The sequence below is a fragment of the Streptomyces sp. NPDC030809 genome (assembly GCF_055572195.1).
Genome location: NZ_JBVIDV010000001.1, coordinates 122,381 through 148,976, shown reverse-complemented (window position 1 = coordinate 148,976; position 26,596 = coordinate 122,381). Strand labels below are relative to the sequence as shown.

General features: G+C 74.4%; 20 protein-coding genes. 14 read left to right on the top strand and 6 right to left on the bottom strand.

Translation table 11 applies throughout. The features are described from left to right. The first annotated feature begins 135 nt into the window (after positions 1-135). The 3 genes from ACZ407_RS00660 (at position 136) to ACZ407_RS00650 (ending at position 5,550) form a co-directional block, all read left to right on the top strand. On the top strand, positions 136-3,573 hold the full coding sequence (locus tag ACZ407_RS00660) for an endo-alpha-N-acetylgalactosaminidase family protein (RefSeq protein ID WP_468124290.1): 3,438 nt from the start codon (positions 136-138) through the stop codon (positions 3,571-3,573). Between the two features lie 146 nt (positions 3,574-3,719). Further along, positions 3,720-5,006, top strand: coding sequence for a CapA family protein (locus ACZ407_RS00655; protein WP_468124288.1), 1,287 nt, complete (start codon positions 3,720-3,722; stop codon positions 5,004-5,006). Between the two features lie 52 nt (positions 5,007-5,058). Beyond that, complete coding sequence (locus tag ACZ407_RS00650) at positions 5,059-5,550, top strand: phosphatase domain-containing protein (RefSeq protein WP_468124287.1); 492 nt, start codon at positions 5,059-5,061, stop codon at positions 5,548-5,550. Positions 5,551-5,559: 9 nt separating this feature from the next. On the opposite strand, the gene ACZ407_RS00645 is transcribed toward ACZ407_RS00650, so the two are convergent. After that, the gene (locus ACZ407_RS00645) at positions 5,560-5,775 is read right to left on the bottom strand and encodes a dodecin (RefSeq protein ID WP_468124285.1); all 216 of its coding nucleotides are present in this window, start codon (positions 5,773-5,775) and stop codon (positions 5,560-5,562) included. Positions 5,776-6,106: 331 nt separating this feature from the next. On the opposite strand from ACZ407_RS00645, the gene ACZ407_RS00640 reads away from it, so the two are divergent. From ACZ407_RS00640 to ACZ407_RS00630, 3 genes are all read left to right on the top strand, one after another. Then, positions 6,107-7,366, top strand: coding sequence for an extracellular solute-binding protein (locus tag ACZ407_RS00640; protein ID WP_468124284.1), 1,260 nt, complete (start codon positions 6,107-6,109; stop codon positions 7,364-7,366). A gap of 239 nt (positions 7,367-7,605) precedes the next feature. Then, positions 7,606-8,448 (top strand): GNAT family N-acetyltransferase, encoded by an 843-nt coding sequence (locus tag ACZ407_RS00635; protein ID WP_468124283.1) that lies wholly within the window; start codon positions 7,606-7,608, stop codon positions 8,446-8,448. Then, the gene (locus ACZ407_RS00630) at positions 8,445-9,317 is read left to right on the top strand and encodes a lysophospholipid acyltransferase family protein (RefSeq protein WP_468124282.1); all 873 of its coding nucleotides are present in this window, start codon (positions 8,445-8,447) and stop codon (positions 9,315-9,317) included. The genes ACZ407_RS00635 and ACZ407_RS00630 overlap by 4 nt, the downstream gene beginning before the upstream one ends. Here ACZ407_RS00630 and egtD read toward each other — a convergent pair. Genes egtD through egtA form a run of 4 tightly spaced genes read right to left on the bottom strand, consistent with a single transcriptional unit; the run spans position 9,212 to position 13,525 of the window. Beyond that, positions 9,212-10,174 carry an L-histidine N(alpha)-methyltransferase gene (gene egtD, locus ACZ407_RS00625; protein ID WP_468124280.1) on the bottom strand — a complete coding sequence of 321 codons (963 nt, stop codon included), beginning with the start codon at positions 10,172-10,174 and terminating at the stop codon, positions 9,212-9,214. The genes ACZ407_RS00630 and egtD overlap by 106 nt on opposite strands. Further along, the gene (egtC, locus tag ACZ407_RS00620; protein ID WP_468124278.1) at positions 10,171-10,929 is read right to left on the bottom strand and encodes an ergothioneine biosynthesis protein EgtC; all 759 of its coding nucleotides are present in this window, start codon (positions 10,927-10,929) and stop codon (positions 10,171-10,173) included. The genes egtD and egtC overlap by 4 nt, the downstream gene beginning before the upstream one ends. Beyond that, positions 10,929-12,233 carry an ergothioneine biosynthesis protein EgtB gene (gene egtB, locus ACZ407_RS00615; protein WP_468124277.1) on the bottom strand — a complete coding sequence of 435 codons (1,305 nt, stop codon included), beginning with the start codon at positions 12,231-12,233 and terminating at the stop codon, positions 10,929-10,931. The genes egtC and egtB overlap by 1 nt, the downstream gene beginning before the upstream one ends. Then, complete coding sequence (gene egtA, locus ACZ407_RS00610; protein ID WP_468124276.1) at positions 12,230-13,525, bottom strand: ergothioneine biosynthesis glutamate--cysteine ligase EgtA; 1,296 nt, start codon at positions 13,523-13,525, stop codon at positions 12,230-12,232. The genes egtB and egtA overlap by 4 nt, the downstream gene beginning before the upstream one ends. A 639-nt stretch (positions 13,526-14,164) precedes the next feature. On the opposite strand from egtA, the gene ACZ407_RS00605 reads away from it, so the two are divergent. The 7 genes from ACZ407_RS00605 to ACZ407_RS00575 all read left to right on the top strand — a co-directional run bounded on the left by ACZ407_RS00605 (position 14,165) and on the right by ACZ407_RS00575 (position 23,220). Then, positions 14,165-15,193 carry a LacI family DNA-binding transcriptional regulator gene (locus ACZ407_RS00605; RefSeq protein WP_468124275.1) on the top strand — a complete coding sequence of 343 codons (1,029 nt, stop codon included), beginning with the start codon at positions 14,165-14,167 and terminating at the stop codon, positions 15,191-15,193. A gap of 838 nt (positions 15,194-16,031) precedes the next feature. Continuing rightward, positions 16,032-17,216 carry a thiolase family protein gene (locus ACZ407_RS00600; protein ID WP_468124274.1) on the top strand — a complete coding sequence of 395 codons (1,185 nt, stop codon included), beginning with the start codon at positions 16,032-16,034 and terminating at the stop codon, positions 17,214-17,216. Positions 17,217-17,543: 327 nt separating this feature from the next. Then, positions 17,544-18,983 carry an aldehyde dehydrogenase family protein gene (locus ACZ407_RS00595; protein ID WP_468124273.1) on the top strand — a complete coding sequence of 480 codons (1,440 nt, stop codon included), beginning with the start codon at positions 17,544-17,546 and terminating at the stop codon, positions 18,981-18,983. A gap of 112 nt (positions 18,984-19,095) precedes the next feature. Then, a complete protein-coding gene (trxA, locus tag ACZ407_RS00590; protein WP_468124271.1) occupies positions 19,096-19,467 on the top strand; it encodes a thioredoxin in 372 nt (123 codons plus the stop codon). A gap of 54 nt (positions 19,468-19,521) precedes the next feature. Then, positions 19,522-20,973 carry a dihydrolipoyl dehydrogenase family protein gene (locus tag ACZ407_RS00585; RefSeq protein ID WP_468124269.1) on the top strand — a complete coding sequence of 484 codons (1,452 nt, stop codon included), beginning with the start codon at positions 19,522-19,524 and terminating at the stop codon, positions 20,971-20,973. Positions 20,974-21,089: 116 nt separating this feature from the next. Then, the gene (locus ACZ407_RS00580) at positions 21,090-22,298 is read left to right on the top strand and encodes an RNA ligase (protein WP_468124268.1); all 1,209 of its coding nucleotides are present in this window, start codon (positions 21,090-21,092) and stop codon (positions 22,296-22,298) included. A 4-nt stretch (positions 22,299-22,302) separates the two neighbouring features. Then, positions 22,303-23,220, top strand: coding sequence for a phosphatase domain-containing protein (locus tag ACZ407_RS00575; protein WP_468124267.1), 918 nt, complete (start codon positions 22,303-22,305; stop codon positions 23,218-23,220). Positions 23,221-23,295: 75 nt separating this feature from the next. On the opposite strand, the gene ACZ407_RS00570 is transcribed toward ACZ407_RS00575, so the two are convergent. Beyond that, on the bottom strand, positions 23,296-24,255 hold the full coding sequence (locus ACZ407_RS00570; protein WP_468124265.1) for a LysR family transcriptional regulator: 960 nt from the start codon (positions 24,253-24,255) through the stop codon (positions 23,296-23,298). Positions 24,256-24,392: 137 nt separating this feature from the next. Between ACZ407_RS00570 and ACZ407_RS00565 the strand changes: the two genes are divergently transcribed. Beyond that, on the top strand, positions 24,393-26,582 hold the full coding sequence (locus ACZ407_RS00565; RefSeq protein ID WP_468124264.1) for a M4 family metallopeptidase: 2,190 nt from the start codon (positions 24,393-24,395) through the stop codon (positions 26,580-26,582). Positions 26,583-26,596: the final 14 nt, after the last annotated feature.

Sequence of the window (26,596 nt, the reverse complement as noted above, 5' to 3'; positions counted from 1 at the left end):
GCCCCACCGGGGCGGAGCCGAGAAGTCCATGACCGCCCGCGGTTTTGTCCATGGGCCTGCGTTCGCGGCGGGGGCCAAGCTGGCTCGCCAAGCAGTGGCCGCTCGTGTGGCCCCGACGTACCGAGGGAGAACCCGATGCGAACCCCCCAGTGGGTCGCGGCAGCGGTGGCGGCCGGCCTGACGGCTCCGCTGCTCGCCGCCGTGCCCGCCTCCGGCGCCCCGGCCGCCGGCCCCGTCACCATCTCCTCCGCCGAGCTGTCCGTCCGCGTGGACCCCGCCTTCCCGCGGGTCGTCGACTACACCCGCACGGCCACCGGGGACGTACTCGGAGGCAACGAGGACCCGTTGAGCACGATCCTGGTCAACGGCACCTCGTACACCCCCGCCGTCACCTCCGCCACCGCCGCGGACCGGGTGGACTACACCCTGTCCTTCTCCGGGGTGGTGATCCGGGCCCGGCTGGCCGTCTCCGGCCCCGTCCTGGAGTTCCGCGTCACCGGCATCGAGGACACCGCCGCCCTGCGGGTGCGGACCCTGGCGGTGCCCGGGCACAACCTGGTGAGCGTGCGCAGCAGCCAGACCGGGGCGGCCCTGGCCACCGCGAAGATGCACACCGCGACCACCGGCTCCGGCGACACGTTCACGAACGTCACCGGCTCCACCCCCGTGGACCCGGCGGCCACCACCGTCATGCACGGCCTGCTCAACACCGGCCGGCTGGCCGCCGCCGTGGACTCCAACTCGTACGAGGACAAGCCCTCCGGGGGCACCGCCCGCGAGAACGGCCGCATCTCCAAGCAGGTGGTGGACAAGGGGACCTACCGCCGCGCCGGGCTGTGGAGCGGGGCCTGGGTGTACCGGGCCGAGGGCGCCGCCGACACCGACACCGAACCCCTGCCGTACGCCCGGGTCGCCGTCACCGGGGACCGCAACGGCGACGCGGCGGTGGACTGGCAGGACGCCGCGATCGCCTACCGCGACATCTGGACCCCGCCCGCCGGCTGGCAGCAGACCGCCGACCGGGTGGTGCAGCGCATCCCGTTCAACTTCGCCTCCCAGGCCACCCACCCCTTCGCCCAGACCCTCGACGAGACCAAGCGGGTCGGCCTCGCCACCGACGGGCTCGGGCAGTTCGTCCTGCTCAAGGGGTACGCCTCCGAGGGCCACGACTCGGCGCACATGGACTACAAGAACATCGGCACCAAGCTCGGCGGCGCCGCCGGACTGCGCACCCTCACCACCGCCGGGCACGTCTGGAACGCCGACTTCGGGGTCCACGTCAACGCCACCGAGGAGTACCCCGTCTCGGCCACCTTCGACCCGGCGAAGCAGACCGGCGGGCTGGGCTGGGACTGGCTGGACCAGTCGTACTACGTGGACACCCGCAAGGACGGGCAGTCCGGGGACCGGCTCCGCCGCCTCCAGGACCTCAAGGCGGCGGCCCCGGGCCTCGACTTCCTGTACGTGGACGTCTGGTACGGCGACGGCTACGTCTCCCGCCGGCTCACCCGCGAGATCAACGGCCTCGGGCTCCAGGTCGCGACCGAGTTCCCGGACTCGCTGACCGACCAGTCCCTGTGGCACCACTGGTCCGCCGACGTGGACTACGGCGGGAGCGACTACAAGGGGATCAACTCCACCATCGCCCGGTTCGTCGGCAACCACACCAAGGACGACTGGATCGCCCGGCACCAGCTGCTCGGCGGCGCCGAACTCACCGCGTACGAGGGCTGGCAGGGCAAGAAGGACTACACCGCCTTCCTGAAGACCACCTTCGCGGTCAACCTCCCGACCAAGTTCCTCCAGGAATCCCCGATCGTGAAGTGGACGGCGGACACGGTCACCCTCGCCAACGGCACGGCCGTCACCAAGTCCGGCAACTCCCGGAAGATCACCAGCGGCGGCCGCACCGTCCTCGACGGCGGGGCCTTCCTGCTGCCCCGTGCGGGGAAGCTCTACCACTGGAACTCCCAGGGCGGCAGCACCACATGGACCCTTCCGCCCGGCTGGCGCACGCCCAGGCTGTACCGGCTGACCGACACCGGGCGGCAGTTCGTCGCCGACCTCCCCGTCACCGCCGGCCAGGTCACGGTCAACGCCGCCGCCAACACCCCGTACGTGCTCTACGACGGGACCGCGCCCGCCACCCCCGACCCCGCCTGGGGCGAGGGCACCCCGCTGCGGGACCCCGGGTTCTACGCGGGCAACCTCAACGCATGGACGGTCACGGGCAGCGGCGCCGCGGTCGCCCGCAACGCGCTGGGGCAGGGCGAGCTGACCTTCGCCGCGAACAGCGCCCCGAAGGTGGCGCAGACCATGACGGGCCTGGCCCCCGGCACGTACGCGGCCTCGGTCTGGGTCTCCGTCCCGGCCGGCCGCCGGGCCACCCTCGCGGTCACCCCGGCCGGCGGTGCCCCCGTGTCCGTGTACGCCGACTCCTCGCCGCTGACCGACTCCCTCGGCGGCAGCGAGAAGAACGGTACGAGGATGCAGCGCATGAAGGTCCTCTTCGACGTGCCCGAAGGCGCCTCCTCCGCGACCCTGGCCCTGTCCGCGGCCGCCGGCTCCGGCACCGTGTACCTCGACGACGTCCGGGTCGCCCCCTCGGCCCGCACCCCCTCCGGCGGGCACTGGTACGCCGAGGACTTCGAGTCCCCGGACGCGGGCTGGGGGCCGTTCGCCTTCGGCGGCGCCGGCGGCTCCGCCACCGACCCGCGCACCCACGTCGCGCAGCGCAACGCCCCGTACACGCAGGCCGGCTGGAACGGCAAGCTGGTGGACGACGTGATCGGCGGGGCGAACTCCCTGAAGTCCCACGAGGAGCGGCAGGGGCTGGTCTACCGGACCCTCCCGCAGACCCTGCGGTTCGTGCCGGGGCACAGCTACCGGGTGCAGTTCCGCTACGAGGCGGGCTTCGGCGACGACTACCGGTTCGTGACCGGCGCGGGCAGCACCGAGAGCGCCACGGCCCTGGGCCAGGCCCGGACCCCCACCGTCTTCACCCACACCTTCACGGCGGGTGCGGACGCCTGGATCGGGGTCCGCAAGGTCACCGGCGAGGGCTCGCACAACGAGGCCGACCTGATCCTCGACGACCTGACCGTGGACGACCTGGGCGACACCGGGAGCGGCGAGAGCACCGTCCCGCAGGCGCAGATGAGCGTCAGGTCGGTGGACAGCCAGGAGACGGCCTACGAGGACGGCCGCGCGGTCAACGTGCTCGACGGGGACGCCGCCACCATCTGGCACACCCAGTGGTCCCCGCCCGCGGCCCCGATGCCCCACGAGATCACCCTCGACCTGGGCGCAGCGTACGAGGTGACCAGGCTGCTGTACCTGCCGCGGCAGAACCAGAGCAACGGCCGCATCGCCGCCTACGAGGTGTACACCTCCACGGACGGGACCACCTGGTCGGCGCCCGCCGCCACCGGCACCTTCCCGGACACCGCGGCCCGGCAGGAGGTCTCCTTCACCCCCCGCCAGGCCCGCTACGTCCGGCTGCGGGCCACCTCCGAGGCCGGCGGGAACCCGTGGACCTCCGTGGCCGAGCTGAACGTGGTGCACCGCTCCTGACCGCCCCCCGTCCGGCGGGAGCCCGCAGGCCCCGCCGGGCAACCCGTGCGACAGTATTTCCCTCTCACCGAACGTACGTGCTCCTGTGCGCCGCGTCGGCAGCGGCGCGGCGCAGCCGGTGAGCGGGGGAAACGGAAGGACATCGCATGGTGCAGGACAGCCACGGGCAGGAACCGCAGCCGGGGGAGGGCGCCGCGCCCGGGCAGCCGCCCCGCCGGCGCATCCGCCGGCCGGCGGCCGTGGCGGCCGTGACCGCGCTCGCCCTCGGGGCCGCGGGCGTGTGGCTGGTGCCGAAGCTGACGGACCGGGGGGCGGACCCGGGGCAGCGGATGGGCTCCGGCCGGGCGGCCGAGGGGGCCGGGCGGGAGTCCGCGGCCGCGGGCGGTCCGCGCACGCCCTTCACCCTGGTCGCGACCGGGGACATCATCCCGTACCCGTCCATCATCGCCAGGGCCGCGGAAGACGCCGCAGGGGGCGGCCAGAGCCACGACTTCCGCCGGATACTCGCGGGGGTCGAACCCCTCGTCTCGGCCGCCGACCTGGCCCTGTGCCACCACGAGATACCGTACGGAAGCCCGGGCGGCCCCTACACCGGCTACCCGACCTTCAAGGCCCCGCACCAGCTGGCCGCCTCCCTCCGGGACACCGGCTACGAGGGCTGCTCCACGGCCTCGAACCACACGCTCGACGCCGGCTGGGAGGGCCTCGCCCGCACCCTCGACCACCTGGACAAGGCGGGCCTGAAGCACGCCGGTTCGGGCCGCAGCGCCGAGGAGGCGGGCAGCCCCGCCTGGTACCGGGCCGGCGGGGCGAAGGTGGCGCACCTGTCCTACACGTACGGCACCAACGGCATTCCGCTGCCCGAGGGCAAGCCGTGGGCGGTCAACCTCATCGACCCGCAGAAGATCGTCGCCGATGCCCGGGCGGCCCGGCGGGCGGGCGCCGAGGTGGTGCTCGTCAGCGTCCACTGGGGCACCGAGTGGCAGACCGCCCCCGACGCGCAGCAACGCGAACTCGCGCAGGCCCTCACGGCCTCCCGCACCGGCGGCCTGCCGGACATCGACCTGATCATCGGGACCCACAACCACGTGCCGCAGCCGTACGAGAAGCTGAACGGCGTGTGGGTGGTCTACGGGATGGGCGACCAGGTGGCCAGCTTCGTCCCCGCCGACAAGAAGCGCGGCAACATGTCCTCGGTGCCGCGGTTCACCTTCGCCCCGCGGGAGGGGCACCCGGGCCGCTGGCAGGTGGCCAGGGCCGAGTACTTCACCCAGTACTCCGACATGGGTCCGCCGTTCCGCGTGGCGTGCGTGTCCTGCGGCCCGGCGCCGGAGGGCAAGCGCGAGGAGTACGCGGCCGTGGACCGGCAGGTGACGGAGGCGGTGCTGTCGCGCGGCGCGGCGGCGCAGGGGCTCACCCGCGCCACGCGCTGAACGGGGGCGGCGGGCCCGGGCGTTGTCGGCGGGCCCGCCTACGCTGGCCGGCATGACCGAGAACAGCAGCAGGCCGCTCGCCGTGTTCGACCTGGACGGCACCCTGGCGGACACCGCGCACCGCCAGCACTTCCTGGAGGCCAAACCCCGCGACTGGGACGGGTTCTTCGCGGCGGCGCCCGCCGACCCGCCGCTGGCCCGCGGGGTGGAGCTGGCCCGTGAGAGCGCCGCGGAATGCGAGGTCGTGTATCTGACGGGCCGTCCGGAACGGTGCCGTCGGGACACGCTGGACTGGCTGGACGCGCAGGGGCTGCCGGAGGGGCGGCTCTTCATGCGCGGGAACCAGGACCGCCGCCCGGCCCGGGTCACCAAGCTGGAGGTGCTGCGGCGCCTCGGGCGCGGGCGGGAGGTGCGGATGCTGGTCGACGACGACGAGCTGGTGTGCCGGGCCGCCCGCGCGGCGGGCTTCCGGGTGGTGCCGGTGGACTGGGCGGCCCAGCCGGCCGTACTGAAGGACGCGCAGGAGCGCGAAGGCCGGACCTGAGCCCGGCGGTCAGCCCTCGTCGTCGAGGCGGAAGCCCACCTTCAGGCCCACCTGGTAGTGCGCGATCGTCCCGTTCTCGATGTGGCCGCGCACCTGAGTGACCTCGAACCAGTCCAGGTTGCGCAGGGTCTGCGCGGCCCGCTCGATCCCGTTGCGGATCGCCTGGTCGGTGCCCTCGTGGGAGGTGCCGACGATTTCGGTCACCCGGTAGGTGTGGTTGGACATGGGGACTCCCCGGTCGGTGGGCTGGTGCAACTGCCTCCACGGTGCCCCACCCGGCCCGGCGGGGCGCGGCGCCCGGCGCGTGGCGGGCGCGCCGTCCGCCGTACGGGCGAGTGCTCGCGCCCGCACACACCCCCCTTCCGCGGATTCTTGTCGTGCGGCAGGAATCACGTTCGGCCAATCACCGCAGCATGGCCGTTAGGTCCCCATTGGCCCATGTTGTGGGCGTGTCGCGTGCGGTTTGTGTGAAGAAATCTCGCGCGAAACCCCTTGACCCGGGCATTGGTCCATGCCAATTTCAAGCCATCTCCGATCAATCCCGAAGGTGACATTCGTGAAGATGCGCTTCCTCGCCGTGCCCACTGCCGTCCTGGCGGCCACGGCCCTGACGGCCTGCGGCCAGCTCCCCGGTTCGGGTGGGGGCGGGACGGACAAGGTCACCGTCTGGCTGATGAAGGGCAGCGCGTCCGACGACTTCCTCGCCCGCTTCACCGAGAGCTTCGAGAAGGAGCACGAGGACATCGACCTGGACATCAGGATCCAGGAGTGGACCGGCATCGTGGACAAGGTCAACCGCGTCCTCGACGGCAAGGAGCACGCCGACGTCATCGAGGTCGGCAACACCCAGGTCGCCCAGTACGCGGAGACCGAAGGCCTCAGCGAACTCACCCTGGAGGGGCTGCGCGACTGGGGCGGCAAGGACTGGCTCAAGGGCCTCGCCGAACCCGGCAGCATCAACGGCGCCCAGTACGGCGTCCCCTGGTACGCCGCCAACCGCGTGGTGATCTACAACAAGGACCTGTTCCGCGACGCCGGCGTCACCACGCCGCCGAAGACCCGCGAGGAGTGGATCGCCGACACGCGGAAGCTCGACGCGGACGGCCGCCAGGGCATCTACCTGGCCGGCCAGAACTGGTACGTGCTCTCCGGCTTCATCTGGGACGAGGGCGGCGAACTCGCCGTCGAGGGCGGCGGCCAGTGGAACGGCGCGCTCGACACCCCGCAGGCCCTCAAGGGCATGAAGTTCTACAAGGAGCTCCAGGCGCTCGGCGACGGCCCCAAGGACGCCGACGAGGAGACGCCCCCGCAGGCGGAGGTCTTCGCCCGCGGCCAGGTCGCGCAGATCATCGGCCCGCCCGGCCAGGCCGCCCAGATCGTCAGCGCCAACCCGGAGCTCCGCGACAAGATCGGCTTCTTCCCCGTGCCGGGCAAGACCGCCGACAAGCCCGGAGCCGTGTTCACCGGCGGCTCCGACCTGATCATCCCCAAGTCCACGGAGGAGCGCCGTGCCGCCGTCGAGGTGATCACCGCCCTGGTCAGCGAGAAGTGGCAGACCGAACTGGCCCGCGAGATGAGCTACGTACCGAACAAGACCACCCTCGCCCACCTGGTCGAGGGCAACGAGGGCGCCGCGACCATGGCCGTCGGCGCCGCCCAGGGCCGCGCCACCCCCAAGACCGGCCGCTGGGCCGAGGTCGAGGCGAAGAACCCCATCAAGCCCTACATGACCTCCGTCCTCCTCGGCGAGGACCCGAAGGCCGCCGCCCGCAAGGCCTCCGCCACCCTCACCAGGGTGCTCAGCTCCGACCGCTGACCGCTGACCGCTGACCGCTGACCGCTGACCGCTGACCGCTGACCGCTGACCGCTGACCGCTGACCGCTGACCGCTGACCGCTGACGCTGGCAGCAACCGCGCGCCCCGCGGACCGTTCAGCAGCCGCACATGTACGGGCCCCCGCACCGTCATGCCGAATCCAGGCGGCGACGGGAGAAGTGGAGGAGCCAGGCCGCACGCCGGCGGACCTGGCTCCCGTGCCCGGACCTGGAGCCGCCATGAGCATCGCGCCCGCCACCCCCGCACCCCTGCCGTCCCCGCTCGCCGCCCCCCTGCCGTCCCCGGCCCCCGTGCCCGCCGCGCCGGTGCCTTCCCCCACCCCCACGCCCCCGGCCGCCCGCTACGCGGTCCGCATCGCCCGCGACGAGCACGAGGTGCGGGCCGCCCAGCGGCTGCGCCACCGGGTGTTCGCCGAGGAGCTGGGCGCCCGGCTCGACGGCCCCGAACCCGGCATCGACTCCGACCCCTTCGACGCCTACTGCGACCACCTGCTCGTCGTGGACCAGGACACCGACGAGGTCGTCGGCACCTACCGGCTGCTGCCGCCCGAGCGGGCCGCCGTCGCCGGACGGCTCTACTCCGACGGCGAGTTCGACCTCCGCCGGCTCGACCCCATCCGCCCCGGCCTGGTCGAGGTCGGGCGCTCCTGCGTCCACCCCGCCCACCGCAACGGCGCCGTCATCGCCCTCGTCTGGGCCGGCCTCGCCCGCTACATGGAGCAGACCGGACACGAATGGCTCGCCGGCTGCTGCTCGGTCCCGCTCGCCGACGGCGGCGGCCTCGCCGCCGCCACCCGCGACACCGTCCTCGCCCGCCACCTCGCCCCCGAGGAGTACCGGGTCACCCCCCTGCGGCCCTGGCCCTCCGAAGGCGTCCCGCGCCCCGCCCGCGCCGAGCTGCCCGCCCTGCTGCGCGGCTACCTCCGGCTCGGCGCCTGGGTCTGCGGGGAGCCCGCCCACGACCCGGAGTTCGGCGTCGCCGACCTGTACGTGCTGCTGTCGCTGCGCCGCGCCCACCCGCGGTACCTGCGCCACTTCCTCGCGCTCGCCCCGACGGCATGAGCGCCTGGCTGCCCACCGCCCCCTGCACCCCGCAGGCGTGCGCCCGCCACGCGGGACGCCCGGCGCCGGTACCGCAGGCCGTCCTGCGGCTCGCGGCCGCCGCCGCCGTCCTGCTGGTCGGTCTGTTGGGCGCCCCGCCGGTCCGGCGGCTGCCCGCCCGGCCCCGGCAGGCGGCCGTGCGGACCTGGTGCAGGCTGCTGGTACGGGCCTTCGGCATCCGGATCCGCAGGTCCGGCGGGCCGGGACCGGACGGCGGGCTCCTGGTCGTGGCCAACCACGTGTCCTGGCTCGACGTCCCGGTCCTCGCCGCCGCCCTCCCGGCCCGCATGCTCGCCAAGAGCGAAATCGGCCGGTGGCCGGTGCTCGGCCCGCTCGCCGCCTCCGCCGGCACCCTCTTCATCGACCGGGACCGGCTCCGGGCCCTGCCCGGCACCGTCGCCGCCCTCGCGGCCGCCCTGCGCGCCGGGGGCCGGGTGGCGGTCTACCCCGAGGGCAGCACCTGGTGCGGCCGCGGCGGCGGACCGTTCCGGCACGCCGCCTTCCAGGCCGCCCTGGACGCCGGGGTGCCCGTACAGCCGGTGCGGCTCGGCTACCGGCTGCCGGACGGGTCCACCGCCACCGCGCCCGCCTTCGTCGGCGAGGACCCGCTCACCGCCTCGCTGTGGCGGACCGCCCGCGCCCGCGGGGTGACCGCCGAGATCCGGCTGCTGCCGCGGATCCCGGCGGGGCGCCACCCCGACCGGCGGGCGCTGGCCCGGGCCGCTCAGGCAGCCGTCGCCAGCGACAGCGCGAACCGGCCCGCCTCGTCGGTCCACCACTGCGTCAGCTCCAGGCCGGCCGCGGCCAGCTCGGCCCGCACCCCCTCCTGACGGAACTTCGCCGAGACCTCCGTACGGATCTCCTCACCCGCCGCGAACGGCACCGCCAGGTCCAGCGAACGGATCTTCACCGACACCTCGTGGCGGGCCCGCAGCCGCATCTCGATCCACTCCCGCTCCCGGTCCCACACCGCCACGTGGTCGAAGTCGTACGCGTGGAAGTCCGCGCCGAGCTCCCGGTCGATGACGGCGAGCACGTTCTTGTTGAACTCGGCCGTCACCCCCTGCGCATCGTCGTACGCGGCCACGAGCGTGGCCTCGTCCTTCACCAGGTCGGTGCCCAGCAGCAGGGCGTCGCCGGGGGACAGCATCCCGCGGACCGCGGCCAGGAACTCGGCCCGCTCCGCCGGCAGCAGGTTGCCGATGGTGCCGCCGAGGAACAGCACCAGCCGCGGGCCGGAGGACGGCGGCAGCACCAGCGGCCGGGTGAAGTCGGCGATCATCGCGTGCACCCGCAGCGCCGGATGCGCGTCGAGCAGGGTCTGCGCGGCCCCCTCCAGTGCGCTCGCACTCACGTCCACCGGCACGTACAGCTCCAGGTCCGGCATCGCCTCGATGAGGTGGCGGGTCTTGTCGGAGGAGCCCGAACCCAGCTCCACCAGGGTCCGGGCCCCGCTCACGGCGGCTATCTCCCCGGCCCGCGCGAGCAGGATCTCCCGCTCGGCCCGCGTCGGGTAGTACTCGGGCAGCCGGGTGATCTCCTCGAAGAGCTCGCTGCCGCGGCTGTCGTAGAACCATTTGGGCGGCAGCACCTTCGGTTGCGCGGTCAGACCGTGCAGCACGTCCGCGCGCAGCGCCTTCTCGGCGGAGTGCTCGTCCAGGGTCCGGGTCATCAGGAAACGGCTCACGGGGTGGGCTCCTTGAGCGGGGTCAGCAGGACGGAAGTGCGGGAAGCAGTGAGCAGGGTCCGGTCCGGCACCTCGGACCAGCGGGGATCGTCGTCGTACGGCTCCGAGGCCACGACCGTCCGGCCGGCCTGCGGGTCCGACAGGTACCAGAGCGAGTCCCCCCAGGCGGTGGCCGCGATCGTCCGCCCGTCGGTGAGCAGCAGGTTCAGCCGGGATCCGGGAGAGGCCGCCGCGAGTTCCCGGACCGGCTCGGCGAGCGCGGTCCCCGGGTCCTCCCCGGCCCGCAGCCGGCGCAGCACCAGCGCCCAGACGAACGCGGAGTCCGTACGGGCGGCCAGCCGCAGCAGCTCGGCCGCCGGCAGGTCCGAGGCCAGCGGGACCGCGGACTCGGGCCAGCCGCGCACCGCCCCGTTGTGGCTGAACAGCCAGGTGCCGTCGGCGAACGGGGCCGCCGCGGCCTCCCCGTCGGCCCCCGGCAGGGTCGCGTCCCGGACGGCGGCCAGCACCGCCTCGCTGCGCACCACCCGGGCCAGGTCGGCGAAGGACAGGTCCCCCCAGACGGGTGCGGCCCGCCGATAGCGGCCGGGCACCGGGTCGCCCGGGGCGTACCAGCCGACCCCGAACCCGTCGGCGTTCACGGTGCCGTAGCGCTGCATCCGCGGGGCCCAGGACTGCCGCAGCAGGGCGTGCACCGGCTCGGTCAGCAGCCGGCCCAGCGGCACGGCCGGCCCCAGGTAGGCCAGGTGACGGCACATCAGGCGTCCCTCGCGGTGCGGAAGCCGGAGAAGATCTGGCGGCGCACGGGCAGGTCCCAGTTGCGGAAGGTGCCCCGGCAGGCCACCGGGTCCACGGCGAAGGAGCCCCCGCGCAGCACCTTGTGCCCGGGCCCGAAGAACACCTCCGAGTACTCCTTGTACGGGAAGGCGGTGAACCCCGGGTACGGCTCGAAGTCGCTCGACGTCCACTCCCACACGTCGCCGATCAACTGCCGTACCCCGAGCGGGGAGGCGCCCTCGGGGTAGCTGCCCGCGGGGGCCGGGCGCAGGTGGCGCTGGCCGAGGTTGGCGCGCGCCGGGGTGGGGTCCTCGTCGCCCCACGGGAAGCGGGTGGAGCGCCCGGTCACCGGGTCGTGGCGGGCGGCCTTCTCCCATTCCGCCTCGGTGGGCAGCCGCCGGCCCGTCCAGCGGGCGTACGCGTCGGCCTCGTACCAGCTGACGTGCAGGACGGGCTCCTGCGCGGGGACGGGCTCGGTGACCCCGAAGCGTCGCCGGACCCAGCCGCCGGGCTCCCGCCGCCAGAACAGCGGGGCCTCGATGGAGTGCCTGCGGATCTGGTCCCAGCCCTCGGCGGCCCACAGCCGCTGCTCGCGGTAGCCGCCCGCGTCGATGAACGCCTGGTAGTCGGCGTTGGTCACCGGGAGGGTGTCGATCCAGAACGGGGCCAGGTCCCGTACGTGCGCGGGGCGTTCGTTGTCCAGCGCCCAGGGCTCGGTGGACGTCCCCATGGTGAACGGGCCGCCGGGCACGAGGACTTCGGGGGCGGACACCGGCGCACCGGTCGGCGGCGCCGGGTCGGGGGCGGACAGCACCGCGGCGCCCTTGCGGAGCTGATGGGTGATCAGCATGGTCTCGTCGTGCTGCTGTTCGTGCTGGGCGATCATGCCGAAGGCGAAGCCCTCGTCGAGCAGGGCGGTGCCCTCGAAGGGGGTCTTCTCCAGCAGGTCGAAGACCCGGCCGCGGACCTCGGCCGCGTACCGGCGGGCCTCCGCGGGCGGCAGCAGCGGCAGCTTGGGCCGCTCCGCCCGGGGGTGCTCGAACGCGTCGTACAGGGAGTCGATCTCGGGGTGCATGGGCTCGCGGCCGCCCACGTTCCGCAGCAGCCACAGCTCCTCCTGGTTCCCGATGTGCGCGAGGTCCCAGACCAGGGGGGACATCAGCGGGGAGTGCTGGGCGGTCAGGTCCCGCTCGTCCACGCAGTCCGTGAGAGCGGCGGTGCGGTCGCGGGCGGCCGACAGGGCGGCCAGGGCGCGCTCGCGCAGGGCCTGCGGTGTGTCGTTCACGTTCTCGGTCCCTTTCCGTGCTCGTCTCGGTGCTCGTGGCGGTCGTACAGCTCGTCGGCGGGGCAGCGGCCGCGGGCCACGAAGCGGTCCGCGTAGGCGGCCACCGCCTCGCGCACCCGCCCGGACGCGCCCAGCCGGGGCAGGGCCTCGGCGGCCGCCCGGAAGCAGGCCCGGGCGGCCGCCCGCAGGTCGGGGTCGGCCGGGCCCTGCCGGGCGGCGGCGAGCCAGAGCGCGTTGCGCGGCGCCGGGCCGCTCCCGCCCCGGTCGGCCAGTCCCTTGACCACGCGGTACGCGGTCTCCGAGGCCTCGGGGTCGTCGAACAGGGCCGCGGCCACCGCCACCGGGACGATCCAGCCGTCCGGGCCGGGCTGCGCGTCGATCATCCGCAGCTCCAGGTGACCGCGCGGCCGCACCGGCGGGAACAGGGTGGTGAGGTGGTAGTCCAGATCGGCCGCGGTGGGGCGCCGGGGCCCGCCGCCGCGGACCCACTCCCGGAAGGTGAGCCCCTCCGGCACCTCCCACGCCCGCCCCTCGGGCCCACGGACGCACATCACGTCCGTGTCCAGGGCGTGCCGCACCCATGCCGTGCGCGGGTCGGCGTCCAGCGGCGGGGCCAGGGTGCGGCGCCCGTCGAGGTCGGTCCAGATGCCCTGCCGGGCCGAGCGCCAGCCCGCGTACGGGCCCTCGAAGGCGGGGGAGTTGGCGAACGCCGAGACGAACACCGCCCCCAGCAGGTGGGCGAGCAGCCAGCGCCTGCCGTGGCCCAGCGGGCCGGGCTCCTCGTACCCCGCGTCCAGGCACACCTGCACGGACGCGGTGGCGCGCATCATCCGCCGGCCGGCCGGGCCGGTGCGGTCGAAGAAGGTCTCCATGGCCTCGTACCGGGGGTGCCGCAGGATGCGCCCGGGGGTGGCCGTCCGGGTGTCGTGGCCCAGGCCGTGGAGGGCGAGACCGCGGGCGTCCAGCTCGGTGCGGACGGCGGTCAGGTCGGAGTCGAGTCCGTCGATGCACTCGGTGAGGGAGCGGGCGGGCAGCGAGCTGAGCTCCAGCTGGCCGCCGGGTTCGACGGTGAGCCGGGAACGCAGGGGCAGGGCCCCCACCGCAGCGTGTGCGGATTCCAGGCGATCGGGGGAGACGGGACGGTCGGGGTGGGCGGCGTCGAGCACGAGCCATTCGAGCTCGGCGCCGGTACATCGGGGCGGGCCTGTCTTGAAACAGATGCCGTGGACCAGCGCCTCGACCTCGGGTTCGCTGACCCCTCGGTCGCGGCCGCCGGGCGACTCCTGTGGCATGGCCGGATCCTCCTGTCGATGCCGTGACCGCCCCACCCAATCCGGTGCACGGGAGCCACGACAAGATCCCTTTGCGCCAACGCGGCCTCCAGCGAAAGGTGTTGGGGCCCCGGTGCGGATCGCCGGTGGATCTTCGGGAGTGGGCGGGGAGCGGATCGGGCGGGGGATTGACGCAGGTGGGCGGGGGGTGGCCGACGATCGAACGGGTGAGCGCAGCAGGCTTTTCGCCGCACGCCGGGCGCGGCTTACATCCGAATATATGGGTCCGAAATCGGTTGTTCCACGTGAAACATTCCCGGCGGGACGGCCAGGGCGGGTCCGCCGCCCGCCCGGGGTGCCCTTGACCCGGTACGACACGTTCCGCCGGTCACGGAGGGTGGCCGCTCCGGCCCGCGGCGTACTGCTCCGGCCGGGTGAAGGGCGGTCGGCGGCCGGGCGGCTTCCCGGGGCGGCCGGCGCCCTGCGGGGCGTACGGTCCCGCCGGTGACGGCCGGAACCCGTCGGTTTCGGCCTCCGGCCGCGGCGGCGGGCGCGCGCTCGGGAGGCGTTCGGCGGCTGCGCGGGGCGGCCGGGCGCCCGTGCCTTTCCGGCCATGTGCCGGACTGGGGCACTCCGCGGTTCTGGAAGGATGCGGCCGCGATGTCACAGACACCGAAACCGCAGGCGGGGGCCCGGCCGTCCATTCCCACCAGCGCGGACGTGGCCCGGCTGGCCGGCGTCTCGCGCGCCACCGTCTCGTACGTGCTCAACGACGCCGAGGCGGTCCGCATCAGCGAGCCCACCCGGCGCAAGGTCCGGGCGGCCGCCGAAGCGCTGGGCTACGTCCCGCACGCCGCCGCGCGCAGCCTGCGCGCGGGCCACAGCCGCATCGTGCTGCTGCCCGCCCCGCACGAGCCCGCCGGCCCGCGCTACGGCCGCTTCCTCGGCGAGCTCCAGCGGGGGCTGCGGCGCCTGGACTACACGGTGGTCCAGTACGGCAGCCTCGGCCTGAGCGGCGACCAGGCGGCCCGGGCCTGGGCCGAGCTGCGGCCCGTGGCCGTGCTGTCCCCGGGCGAGATCGGGCTGTCCGCGCGCAACGTCACCACCCTCAAGCGGGCCGGCGCCCGGGCCGTGATGACCCTGGGCCCCGGGCGGGTGCCCGGGGCGCACGCGCTGGTCATGGACCAGCGGGAGGTCGGGGCCCGGGCCGCCGGGCACCTCCTGGAGCGCGGACGGCGGCGCATCGGCGTGGTGCTCCCCGAGGAGGAGGGGTACGCGGTGTTCGCCGCGCCCCGCCTCGAAGGCGTGCGCGCGGCGGCCGAGGCGGCCGGGGCCGAGGCGGTCGCGCTGCCGCTGGCCTACACGGAGGAGTCCGCCGCCGGCCTTGCCGCGCGCTGGCCGCGGCTGGGCCTCGACTCCGTCTTCGCGTACAACGACGCATACGCGATGCTGCTCATGCGCGCCTTGCAGGATGCGGGCACCGATGTGCCGGGCGGCGCGGCCGTCATGGGTGCCGACGACCTCCTGCTGGGCCGGCTGCTGCGGCCCCGCCTCAGCACCGTCCGCATCGCCCTGCCCGCGGGCGACGACCTGGCCGTCCTGGTGGACCGCCTGGTCCGAACCCCCGCGGAGCCCCCGGAACGCCACCACCTGCTGACCGCCCGAACCGTCCCCCGCGCCTCCACGTAGCCCGCGGGGACGCCACCCCCACGGCCCCCCGCCCGCCGGCCGGCCGGGCGCCCCCGCGGCGCCTTGCCCGCCTGCCGGGCCGCGGCACCCCGCGGTGCTTTGCCCGCGTGCCGGTCGCGGCACCCGCGGGGCGTTGCTGGCCTGCCGGTCGCGGCACCCCGCGGGGCCGCACCCCGCACGGGCCAGGCCCCGCGCCGCGCCGCGCCGCCAACCGGGCGGTGCCCCCCGCCGCGCCGCGCCGCCGACCGGGCGGTGCCCCGCGCCGCCGGACCCGCTCGCGACGGGCCGCACTTCGCGCCTGGCCAGCACCCGTCCCCTACAGGCCTCCCCGTTCCGCACGGCTGCCCACCGGCGGGGCAAATCCCAGCCCCTCCGGCGTTTGAGGAGCGGGGTGTGGGGCGGAGCCCCAAGGCATCCCGGCTGGCGCCGGGCAGGGGGGGGGGGGGGGGGGGGACCCCCCACAACCACCAAGGAGGGGGGGGTGTTTCCCCGGTTCTTCCCCGCTGCCCCCCAGGGGGGGGAAACCCCCTACCCCTTTGGGGGGGGGGGGGGGGGGGTGGGGGACCCCCCCCCAAGGCATCCCGGCTGGCGCCGGGCACCGGGCTCCGCCCGGACCCGCGCCTCAAGCGCCGGCGGGGCTGGGGGTTGCCCCCTCGGGCTCCGCCCGGACCCGCGTCTCAAGCGCCGGCGGGGCTGGGGGTTGTGGATTCGGCCGGTTTGGCGGGCTGCGCCCGGTGGGGGTGGGCGGGCGTTGACAGCGGGGCGCGGGCGGCGGAGACTGCGGGCGCGCCCGCACCAGGGTGCGTCTGACCCGCACGGATCCGCCCAGGAGACCCCGATGAGCATCCGCGACGTGTACATCGTCGACGCCGTCCGCACCCCGATCGGCAAGTTCGGCGGTGCACTCGCCGGGGTCCGGCCGGACGACCTCGCCGCACACGTGGTCCGCTCCCTCGTGGACCGCACCCCGGAGCTCGACCCCTCCCGCATCGACGACGTGGTCTTCGGCGACGCCAACGGCGCGGGCGAGGACAACCGCGACGTGGCCCGCATGGCCGTCCTCCTGGCCGGGCTCCCCGTCGGCGTCCCCGGCGTCACCGTCAACCGGCTCTGCGGCTCCGGCCTGGAGGCCGTGGTCCAGGCGGCCCGCGCCATCGCCCTCGGCGACGCCTCCGTCGCGATCGCCGGCGGGGTCGAGTCCATGAGCCGCGCCCCCTGGGTGGTGCAGAAGCCCGAGCGGACCTTCCCCGCCGGGCACCAGCAGATGTGGTCCACCACCCTCGGCTGGCGCATGACCAACCCGCGCATGCCCGAGGAGTGGACCGTCTCGCTCGGCGAGGGCGCCGAACTCGTCGCCGACAAGCACGGGATCGGCCGCGAGGCGCAGGACGCCTTCGCCCTCGACAGCCACCGCAAGGCCGCCGCCGCCTGGTCCGCGGGCCTCTACGACGGCGAGGTCGCCCCCTACCCGGGCGTGGAGCTCGTGCGCGACGAGTGCATCCGCGAGGGCTCCACCCCCGAGGCGATGGCCAGGCTCAAGCCGGTGTTCCGGCCCGACGGCACGGTCACCGCCGGCAACGCCTCACCGCTCAACGACGGGGCCGCGGCCCTGCTGCTCACCGACGAGGACGGCCTGCGGGCCACGGGCCGCGAGCCGCTCGCCCGCATCCGCACCTCCGCCGTCACCGGCATCGAGCCCCAGCTCTTCGGCCTCGGCCCGGTCGAGGCCGTACAGCGCGCCCTGGCCAAGGCCGGCCGCGGGTTCGCCGACCTCACCACCTTCGAGCTCAACGAGGCCTTCGCCGCCCAGGCGCTGGGCTGCCTCGCCGAGTGGCCCGAGCTGGACCCGGCCGTGGTCAACCCCCGCGGCGGCGCCATCGCCCTCGGGCACCCGCTGGGCGCCTCGGGCGCCCGGCTGGCCGGCTCGGTGGCCCACCAGCTCGCCGCCGCCGGATCCGGCACGGGGCTCGCCGCCCTGTGCATCGGCGTCGGCCAGGGCATCGCCCTCGTCCTGGAGCGCTAGGCCGTGTCTTCCGGATCTTGCCTGACCCGCGACGCCTGGCACCGCGCCCCGCGGCGTTCTCGGGCAGACCAAGTACGTCCGGTACGGCGGTCTACCCTCCGCCTTGCGATGCGCGGCACCGGACGGCCGCGGCTTGACCGGCAATAGCCGAAAGACACGACCTGGACCCACGGCCTTGAGGTCCGCTGCGGCGGCGGCGAGCCGCCGCAGTGGATCATTTCAGGTCATCAACTGCCCAATAACCGAACAGATTTGGCGCTGCTCCCTCGCTAGCATGGCGCGCGATCCCGGACCCCCCGCCGGGCCAGCGAAACCGGAGGCGCCACCATGCCGCTGCTCGACCCGACGACCTGGCAGGACGCCGCCGCCCGTACCGGCGGCCCCGCCCCGGTCACCGAGCCCGCCACCGGCGACACCCTCGCCGAGATCCGCCTCGCCGCCCCCGCCGACGTCGCCCCCGCGGCCGCCCGGGCCGAGGAGGCCCAGCGCGCCTGGGCCGCCGCACCGCACACGGAGCGCGCCGCCGTCCTGCGCAGGGCCGGCGACCTGTTCACCGCGCACGCGGAGGAACTCGCCGCCTGGCTGGTCCGGGAGTCCGGCTCCGTACCCGGCAAGGCCGCCTTCGAGCTGCACGTGGCCGCCCAGGAGTGCTACGAGGCCGCGGCCCTGGCCTCCCGCCCGGCCGGCCAGGTGCTGCCCAGCGAGGCGCCCAGGCTGTCGTACACCCGCCGGGTCCCCGCCGGGGTGGTCGGGGTGATCGCCCCGTTCAACGCCCCGCTGATCCTCTCGATCCGCTCGGTGGCCCCGGCCCTGGCGCTGGGCAACGCGGTCCTCCTGAAGCCGGACGCGCGCACCGCGGTCTGCGGCGGGCTGGCCCCGGCCGCCGTGTTCGCCGCGGCGGGACTCCCCGAAGGGCTGCTGCACGTCCTGCCCGGCGGCGCCGCCACGGGGCAGGCCCTGGTGGCCGAACCCCGGGTCCGCGTCCTGTCGTTCACCGGCTCCACCGCCACCGGACGGGCCGTCGGCGAGGCCGCCGGCCGCGCGCTCAAGCGGGCCCACCTGGAGCTCGGCGGCAATTCGGCGCTGATCGTCCTGGAGGACGCGGACGTGGAGACCGCCGTGGGCCAGGCCGCCTGGGGCACCTTCTTCCACCAGGGCCAGATCTGCATGACCGCCGGCCGCCACCTCGTCCACGAGTCCCGCTACGACGCGTACGTCGAGCTGCTGGCAGCCCGTGCCGAGGCCCTCACCGTGGGCGACCCGCACCGCGACCGGGTGCACCTGGGCCCGCTCATCGACGCCCGCCAGCGGGACCGCGTCCACGCCCTCGTGGAGGCGAGCACGGCCGCCGGGGCCAAGCTCGTGGCCGGAGGCAGCCACCGGGACCTCTTCTACCGGCCCACGGTCATCGCCGGCGCCGACGAGGACACCCCCGCCTACGCGCAGGAGGTCTTCGGCCCGGTGGCCCCCGTCCGGTCCTTCCGCACCCTGGACGAGGCCGCCGCCCTCGCCGCCGCCGGCCCCTACGGGCTCTCCCTGGGCATCGTCACCCGGGACGCGGCCCGCGGCCTGGAGCTCGCCGACCGCATCCCCACCGGCATCGCCCACATCAACGACCAGACCGTCAACGACGAGGCCGTGGCCCCCTTCGGCGGGGTCGGGGCCTCCGGGACCGGGGCCCGCTTCGGCGGCGAGGCCAACCTCGACGCCTTCACGGAACTGCGGTGGACCACGGTCAGGCGCGAGCCCGGCGGGTACCCGTTCTGAGAGAGCCGGAATAGCCGGGGCCGGCCCGCGGTTGACGCGGACGGCTGCCCGCACCGGGGAAAGCGCCCGCATCCGGGGAAAGCACCCGCACACGACGAAAGAGGGACACCCCATGGCCACCGTAGAGCTCACCAAGGACAACTTCGACCAGATCGTCAGCGAGAACGAGTTCGTGCTGATCGACTTCTGGGCGTCCTGGTGCGGTCCCTGCCGGCAGTTCGCCCCGGTCTTCGAGAAGGCCTCCGAGAACCACCCCGACCTGGTCTTCGGCAAGGTGGACACCGAGGCCCAGCAGGAGCTGGCGGCGGCCTTCGAGATCCGCTCCATCCCGACCCTCATGATCATCCGCGACCAGGTGGCCGTGTTCGCCCAGCCCGGCGCCCTGCCCGAGGCCCTCCTGGAGGACGTCATCGGCCAGGCCCGCGCCCTGGACATGGACGAGGTCCGCGCGAAGATCGCCGAGGCCAGCGGGGCGGGCGCCTGACCCGTACGCCCGAACCGGGTGCACGCGCCCGCCGGTTCCCCGAGACTGGTCCCCATGACCGAAGCCGTGGAGTACGACGTCGTCGTCCTGGGCGGGGGACCGGCGGGCGAGAACGTGGTCGACCGCACCCGGGCCGCCGGACTGAGCACCGCAGTCGTCGAGGCCGAGCTCGTCGGCGGCGAGTGCTCGTACTGGGCCTGCGTGCCCAGCAAGGCCCTGCTGCGTCCGGCGCTGGCCCGCGCCGACGCCCGCCGGGTCCCCGGCCTGGCCCCCGCCGTCGGGGGAGCGCTGGACGCCCCGGCCGTGCTCGCCCACCGCGACTGGTGGACCGGGAACTGGAAGGACGAGGGCCAGCTGGACTGGCTCGGCTCCATCGGGGCCCATCTCTACCGGGGCCGGGGACGCCTCTACGGAGAGAAGAAGGTCACCGTCACCGGCCCCGAGGGCGACCACCACATCCTGGTGGCCCGGCACGCCGTGGTCCTCGCCACCGGCAGCCGGGCCCTCGTGCCCGACCTGCCCGGCGCCGCCGCGGCCGGGCCCTGGACCAGCCGCGAGGCCACCAGCTCCCAGCACGTGCCGCACCGCCTCGCGATCGTCGGCGGCTCGGTGGTCGCCGTGGAGATGGCCACGGCCTGGCAGGCCCTCGGCTCGAAGGTCACCCTCCTCGTCCGCGGCCCCGGCCTGCTGCCCCGCATGGAGCCCTTCGCCGGGGAACTGGTCGCCGACGGCCTGCGCGAGGCCGGCGCGGACGTGCGTACCGGGGTCACCGTGGAGGCGCTGGTCCGCGACGGCAGCACCGGCCCGGTCACCGTGGTCCTCGAAGGCGGCGAGTTCCTGGAAGCCGACGAGGTGCTCTTCGCCACCGGCCGCGCCCCGCGCACCGAGGACGTGGGCCTGGACACCGTCGGCCTCGAACCCGGCTCCTGGCTGCCCGTGGACGAGAGCTGCCGCGTGACCGGCACGGACTGGCTGTACGCCGTGGGCGACGCCAACCACCGCGCCCTCATGACCCACCAGGGCAAGTACCAGGCCCGCATCGCCGGCGCGGCCATCGCCGCCCGGGCCGCCGGCACCGAACCCGACACCGCCCCCTGGGGCGCGCACGCCGCGACCGCCGACCACGCCGCCCTGCCCCAGGTGGTGTTCTCCGACCCGGAGGCCGCCTCCGTGGGCCTGACCCTGGCCGCCGCCGAGCGGGCCGGCCACCGGGTGCGGGCCGTGGACCACGACCTCGGCGCGGTCACCGGGGCCGGCCTGTACGCGCACGGCTACCGGGGCCGGGCCCGGATGGTCGTGGACCTCGACCGCGAGGTGCTGCTCGGCGCCACCTTCGTCGGACCCGGGGTGAGCGAACTCCTGCACTCGGCCACGGTCGCCGTCGCCGGTGAGGTGCCGATCGCCCGCCTGTGGCACGCCGTCCCCGCCTTCCCCACGGTCAGCGAGGTCTGGCTGCGCCTGCTGGAGGCCCACCGCGACCACGGCCGGACTCCCGGCAGCGGCTGAGGAGTTCCGCCCCTCCCGCCTGTGACCTGCGACTCCTGTCGCCCGCCGGCCGCAAATTCGGTACCGGCGGGCCGCTCCCGCACGTGAGAATGACGCATCACTTACGGGAGGAACCCATGAGCCAGGACCGCCTGACTCTCCACGACCTGCTGCCCCCGCAGGAGCTGGCGCAGGCCCTCGACGCCGGGCACGTCGTCCGCAAGCGGCACCCCGGACTGCCGCTGTCGCTGTACACCTACACGCGGGTGTGCCAGTACGAGCGGATCTGGAACACCGTCACCACGCGCTGCCGCGGTCTCGTCGCCGACGACGAGACCGGCGCCGTGGTCGCGCTGCCGCTGCCCAAGTTCTTCAACGTCGGCGAGCACGAGGGCGGACAGCCGTACGCCCCCGCCCTGCCCGACGAGCCGTTCGAGGTCTACGACAAGGTGGACGGCAGCCTCGCGGTGGTCTTCCACTACGCGGACCGCTGGCACGTGGCCTCCAAGGGATCCTTCACCAGTGAACAGGCCACCTGGGCGCAGCGCAGGCTCGACGCCGCGGACACCTCCGCGCTGACCCCGGGCGTCACCTACCTCGCCGAGATCCTCTACCCGCAGAACCGCATCGTCGTCGACTACGGCGACCGCCGGGACCTCGTGCTCCTCGCCGCCTTCGACGCGGCGGGCACCGAAGTCCCGCTGTCCGCCGCCGCGGCCGCGTGGCAGGGCATCGGCTCGGTCGTCACCGTGTGGCCGGCCATGCCCCTCGCCGAACTGCTCGCCCTGACGGACTCGAACACGCGGCCCGGCGGCTCGGCGGCCACCGGCACCGACGCCGAGGGCTTCGTCCTCCGCTTCGCCTCCGGGGTGCGCGCCAAGGCGAAATTCTCCGAGTACGTGCGCCTCCACAAGGTGCTGACCGGGGTCACCGAGCGGGACATCTGGCGCAGCCACGGCATCCAGCGCTTCGCCGGCCTGCCCGCCAAGCAGCTCGCCCAGGGCCTGGGCTGCTCCCTCGCGGACATCGAGGCCTCGGGAGGCAAGCCGCTCGACGCGCTGCTGGAGCAGGTGCCGGACGAGTTCGACAGCTGGGTGCGCGAGCGGATCGAGGACATGGAGCGCGCCGCGGCGGCCCGCACGGCCGCCATCGAGGAGGCGTTCCGCTTGCTCGCCCCGCTCGCCGCCGACCGGGGCGCCTTCGCCCGCGCCGCCATGTCCCTGCCGGACCGCGGCATCCGGGCCGCCGTCTTCATGCGCCTGGACGGGCGCCCGACCGAACTCCTGGTGTGGCGTTCGGTACGGCCGGAGGCGTCCGACCCCTTCACCACCGACGAGGAGAACTGACCCCGTGCCCTTCGTACACGTCATGACCGGGCTGCCCGCATCGGGCAAGACCACCGCGGCCCGGCGGCTCCAGGAGGAGTCCGGGGGCCGGATGCGCCGGGTCAACCTGGACGACCTGCGCACCATGCTCGACCTGCCCGCCGAGCGGTACGAGCGCTCGCACGGGCACGAGCAGACCGTGCTCGCCGTACAGGACGCGGCGGTCCGCGCGGCGGTCGAGGACGGCTTCGACGTGGTCGTGGACAACACCCACCTGACCCCGCACATCCCCAAGCGGCTGAAGGCCGCGGTCACCGGCCTGGACGCGGCCTTCGTGGTGCACGACTTCACGGACGTGCCGGTGGAGGAGTGCGTACGCCGGGACGCCGCGCGGGAGCGCAGTGTCGGCGCGGAGGTCATCGGGATCCTCGCGGACAAGCACGCGAAGGCCACGAAGGGCGGCTGGCGGCTCACCGCCGACTGGCTCAACGACCGGCCCTCGGCCGAGCCGTACGTGCCCGATCCGGCGCTGCCCAGGGCCGTCCTGTGCGACATCGACGGCACCCTCGCGCTGCGCGGGGACCGCGGCCCGTACGACTTCACCCGCTGCGGGCTGGACCTGCTCAACCGGCCGGTCCGGGAGGCCCTGGACGCCTTCCGGCGGGCGGACGGGGACACCATCGTGCTGCTGTCGGGGCGCAGCGAGGAGCACCGTCCGCAGACCGAGGCCTGGCTCGCCGAGCACGAGGTGGTCTACGACGAGCTGTGGATGCGCGCGGCGGGGGACCAGCGCAGCGACGACATCGTGAAGGCGGAGCTGTTCGACGCGCACGTGCGCCACCGGTACGCGGTGCGCGTGTCGCTGGACGACCGGGACCGGGTGGTCGCGGTGTGGCGCCGGATGGGCCTGCCCACGTGGCAGGTGAACTACGGCAACTTCTAGGCCCGGAGGGCCTGCGGGCCGTGCCCTGCCGTCGTCGTGCGTACGGTGACGGGGCGCGGCCCCCTTCGCATGCGCTCAGCCGAGGACCGGGTGGAGTTCGGGCCGGGCTTCCCACCAGGCCTGGTGGAAGGCGTTGTTGCCGATGTTGGCCAGGTAGGCGCGGGCGGCCGCCCGGTAGAGCAGTTCGGCCTGGCGGGCGGAGACGGCCGAGCGGTTCCAGGCGAGCCGGATGCGGCCCGTGACCGGGTCCCCGGCGAGCGGCACCAAGGCGGTGCCGGGGGCGGCCGGGGCGGTCGGCTGGCTGAGCGAGACCGCGCGGCCCGCGGCGATCAGGTCGTAGTGCATCTTGCGGTCGGTGATCCGGTAGCGCAGTGACGGGGTGAACCCGGCCTTGGCGCAGGCGTCGACGAGCGCCTCGGGGCCGCCGTCGTCGTCCTCGATCAGGGTCATCCAGGATTCCCCGGCCAGCTCGGCGAGTTCGATCCGGCTGCGCCCCGCCAGCGGGTGGGAGGCGGACATGCGCACGCAGAAGGGCTCCTTCTGGATGAGCGTGCGGGCGGCGGTGCCGGCCGGCAGCGGCACCTCGTGGTCGTTGACCTCGCCGTAGGCGATGACGTCGTACTGGCCGGCGCCCAGCATCCGGGTCAGCGCGGTGACGGAGTTCTCCATTCCGACCGCGATGTCCTGGCCCTCCATCACGGTGTCGATCTGCTCCAGCAGCCCGTCCATGAGCACCAGCAGGATGCAGCCCAGGCGCAGCGGGGAGTCGGTGGCCACCGCCCGTGCGCCGGCGACGAGTTCGTCCATTTCGCCCAGGACGCGGCGGGCCTTGGAGAGCACGAACTCGCCCAGCGGGGTGGGCTGCACGCCGCCCCGGCCGCGGACGAACAGCTCGCCCCCGGCGACCCGTTCGATGCGGCGGAGCTGGGCCGACAGGGCGGGCTGGGACACCCCGAGACGGTGGGCCGCGCGGCCCAGACTGCCCGCCTCCGCGATCCGGCAGACGGCTTCCAAGTGCCTCAACTCCAGCTGCATTTGAGCAGCGTAAGGCCCGTGTCGCGGCAGCACCATAACCCGTGCGTTATGGCCGATGAGATGTCCCTGACACGTCATGTTCACATCCATACTCGGCGCGACCCACCCATCCGTCTCCCCCCACGAACGGAGCAGACGTGCAGTCCACCCGACTGACGGCGACCGTGGCGGCGTTCGCGCTGACCGCGAGCCTGGCCGGCGCCCTCGCCGGCACCGCAACGGCAGCGCCCGCCGCGAACCGGCCCGTGCCTCCCCAGCAGGGCAAGTCGCTCGCTCTCGCCGCCGCCGACCAGGCGGCCGCCAGCGGCCTCGACGGCCTGCGGCACGGCGCCGAAGAAGACCTCGTCCGCACCGGGGTGACCCCCTGGGCGAACGGTCTCTACTACGCCTCCTACGAGCGCACCTACCGCGGCCTGCCGGTCGTCGGCGGCGACGCCGTCGTCCTGACCGACAGCAAGGGCAAGGTCCGCGACATCGCCGCGGCCCCCGCCCCCGCCATCCGCGTCGCCACCAAGGCCAAGGTCAGCAAGGCCGCCGCGCTGGCCGCCGCCCGCAAGCAGCTCGCCCGGGTGGAGAGCGCGAGCGCCCCCCGCCTGACCGTGCTCCTCAAGGGCGGCAAGGCCGTCCTCACCTGGCGCACGACGGTCAGCGGCCGGACGGCCGGGAACGCCCCCAGCGTCCTTGACACCTTCGTCGACGCCCGTACCGGCGCCGTGGCCCGGGCCACCGACAAGATCCTGCACGCGGACGGCCGCGGCTACCACAACGGCAACGTCACCATCGACACCGCCGCCTCCTCGATGACCGACCCCAACCGCTCCGGCTTCAAGTGCGGCGGCCAGAACGGCAGCGCCTACACCGGCTCCTCGCCGTGGGGCAACGGCGGGGCCAACGACCTCGTCACCGCCTGCGTGGACATCATGTACGCGGCCCAGCGCGAGTCCGACATGCTCAAGAACTGGTTCGGCTACAACGGCATCAACGGCCAGGGCGGCATGGTCCCGGCCCGCGCCGGCCTCAGCGAGGTCAACGCCTACTACGACGGCACCAAGACCACGTACGGCCGCAACCAGAACCAGACCAACCAGCTGACCGGCATCGACGTCGTGGCCCACGAGTACGGCCACGAGATCTTCGACAAGACCCCGGGCAGCTCCGGTTCGAGCAACGAGAACGGGGGGATGAACGAGTCCACCGGCGACATCTTCGGCGCCCTGACCGAGCACTACGCGAACAACCCGAACGACACCCCGGACTACACGGTCGGCGAGAAGCTGAACTTCCTCGGCGACAACAAGCCGATCCGGTACATGTACAACCCGTCGCTCGCGAACAACGACCCCAACTGCTACAACCAGCTGACCTCGGGCACCGAGGTGCACGCCGCGGCCGGCCCGCAGAACCACTGGTTCTACCTGCTCGCCGAGGGCTCGAACCCGGGCGGCGGCAAGCCGTCCAGCCCCATATGTTCCGGCGGCCCCTCCTCCGTGACGGGCATCGGCATCCAGAAGGCCGGCAAGATCTTCATGGGCGCCCTGCTGAGCAAGACCTCCTCCTGGAACCACCCGGCCGCCCGCAAGGCCACGCTGGCCAGCGCCAAGAACACCTACGGCACCGCCGAGTGCCAGGCCGTCAAGGCCGCCTGGGACGCCATCCGGGTCCCCGCCCAGTCCGGTGAGACCGACTGCGGCGGCACCAACACCCCGGACTTCTCCCTCGCGCTGAACCCGGCCTCCGGCTCCGTCCAGCCGGGCGCCTCGGTGACCTCCACCGTCAACACCAGCACCACCAGCGGCAGCGCGCAGACCGTGCAGCTCTCCGCGAGCGGCCAGCCCAGCGGGGTGACCGTCTCCTTCAGCCCGTCCTCGGTGACCTCGGGCGGCTCCTCCACCATGACCGTCGCGGCCGCGGCCGGCACGGCCAACGGCACGTACGCCATCACCGTCAAGGGCACCGGCAGTGCCACCCACACCGTCACCTACAACCTGACGGTCGGCACCACCACCCCGCCCACCGGCTGCGACAACGCCGAGTACACCTACCGCGGCACCCTGAGCGCCGGCCAGGCCGAGGCCCAGCCGGACGGCTCGTACTACTACTCGGCCACCTCCGGCACCCACGTGGGCTGCCTGCGCGGCCCGGCCGGCACCGACTTCGACCTCTACCTGCAGAAGTGGAACGGCTCCGCGTGGGCGGACGTCGCGGTCTCCGGCAGCGCCGGTGAGAACGAGGACATCCGCTACAACGGCACCGCCGGCTACTACCGCTACGTGGTGGACGCCTACAGCGGTTCCGGCTCCTACACCCTGGGCCTGACCACCCCGTAACCGGGCCGCGTCGG

Excerpts from the sequence above, each read along its gene's own strand:
- ACZ407_RS00585 (WP_468124269.1), top strand. The coding sequence starts at position 19,522 with ATGACCGAAGCCGTGGAGTACGACGTCGTCGTCCTGGGCGGGGGACCG.
- ACZ407_RS00655 (WP_468124288.1), top strand. The coding sequence starts at position 3,720 with ATGGTGCAGGACAGCCACGGGCAGGAACCGCAGCCGGGGGAGGGCGCC.
- ACZ407_RS00635 (WP_468124283.1), top strand. The coding sequence starts at position 7,606 with ATGAGCATCGCGCCCGCCACCCCCGCACCCCTGCCGTCCCCGCTCGCC.
- ACZ407_RS00600 (WP_468124274.1), top strand. The coding sequence starts at position 16,032 with ATGAGCATCCGCGACGTGTACATCGTCGACGCCGTCCGCACCCCGATC.
- trxA (WP_468124271.1), top strand. The coding sequence starts at position 19,096 with ATGGCCACCGTAGAGCTCACCAAGGACAACTTCGACCAGATCGTCAGC.
- ACZ407_RS00595 (WP_468124273.1), top strand. The coding sequence starts at position 17,544 with ATGCCGCTGCTCGACCCGACGACCTGGCAGGACGCCGCCGCCCGTACC.
- egtA (WP_468124276.1), bottom strand. The coding sequence starts at position 13,525 with ATGCCACAGGAGTCGCCCGGCGGCCGCGACCGAGGGGTCAGCGAACCC.
- ACZ407_RS00645 (WP_468124285.1), bottom strand. The coding sequence starts at position 5,775 with ATGTCCAACCACACCTACCGGGTGACCGAAATCGTCGGCACCTCCCAC.
- ACZ407_RS00660 (WP_468124290.1), top strand. The coding sequence starts at position 136 with ATGCGAACCCCCCAGTGGGTCGCGGCAGCGGTGGCGGCCGGCCTGACG.
- egtC (WP_468124278.1), bottom strand. The coding sequence starts at position 10,929 with ATGTGCCGTCACCTGGCCTACCTGGGGCCGGCCGTGCCGCTGGGCCGG.
- ACZ407_RS00630 (WP_468124282.1), top strand. The coding sequence starts at position 8,445 with ATGAGCGCCTGGCTGCCCACCGCCCCCTGCACCCCGCAGGCGTGCGCC.
- ACZ407_RS00580 (WP_468124268.1), top strand. The coding sequence starts at position 21,090 with ATGAGCCAGGACCGCCTGACTCTCCACGACCTGCTGCCCCCGCAGGAG.
- ACZ407_RS00650 (WP_468124287.1), top strand. The coding sequence starts at position 5,059 with ATGACCGAGAACAGCAGCAGGCCGCTCGCCGTGTTCGACCTGGACGGC.
- ACZ407_RS00570 (WP_468124265.1), bottom strand. The coding sequence starts at position 24,255 with ATGCAGCTGGAGTTGAGGCACTTGGAAGCCGTCTGCCGGATCGCGGAG.
- ACZ407_RS00605 (WP_468124275.1), top strand. The coding sequence starts at position 14,165 with ATGTCACAGACACCGAAACCGCAGGCGGGGGCCCGGCCGTCCATTCCC.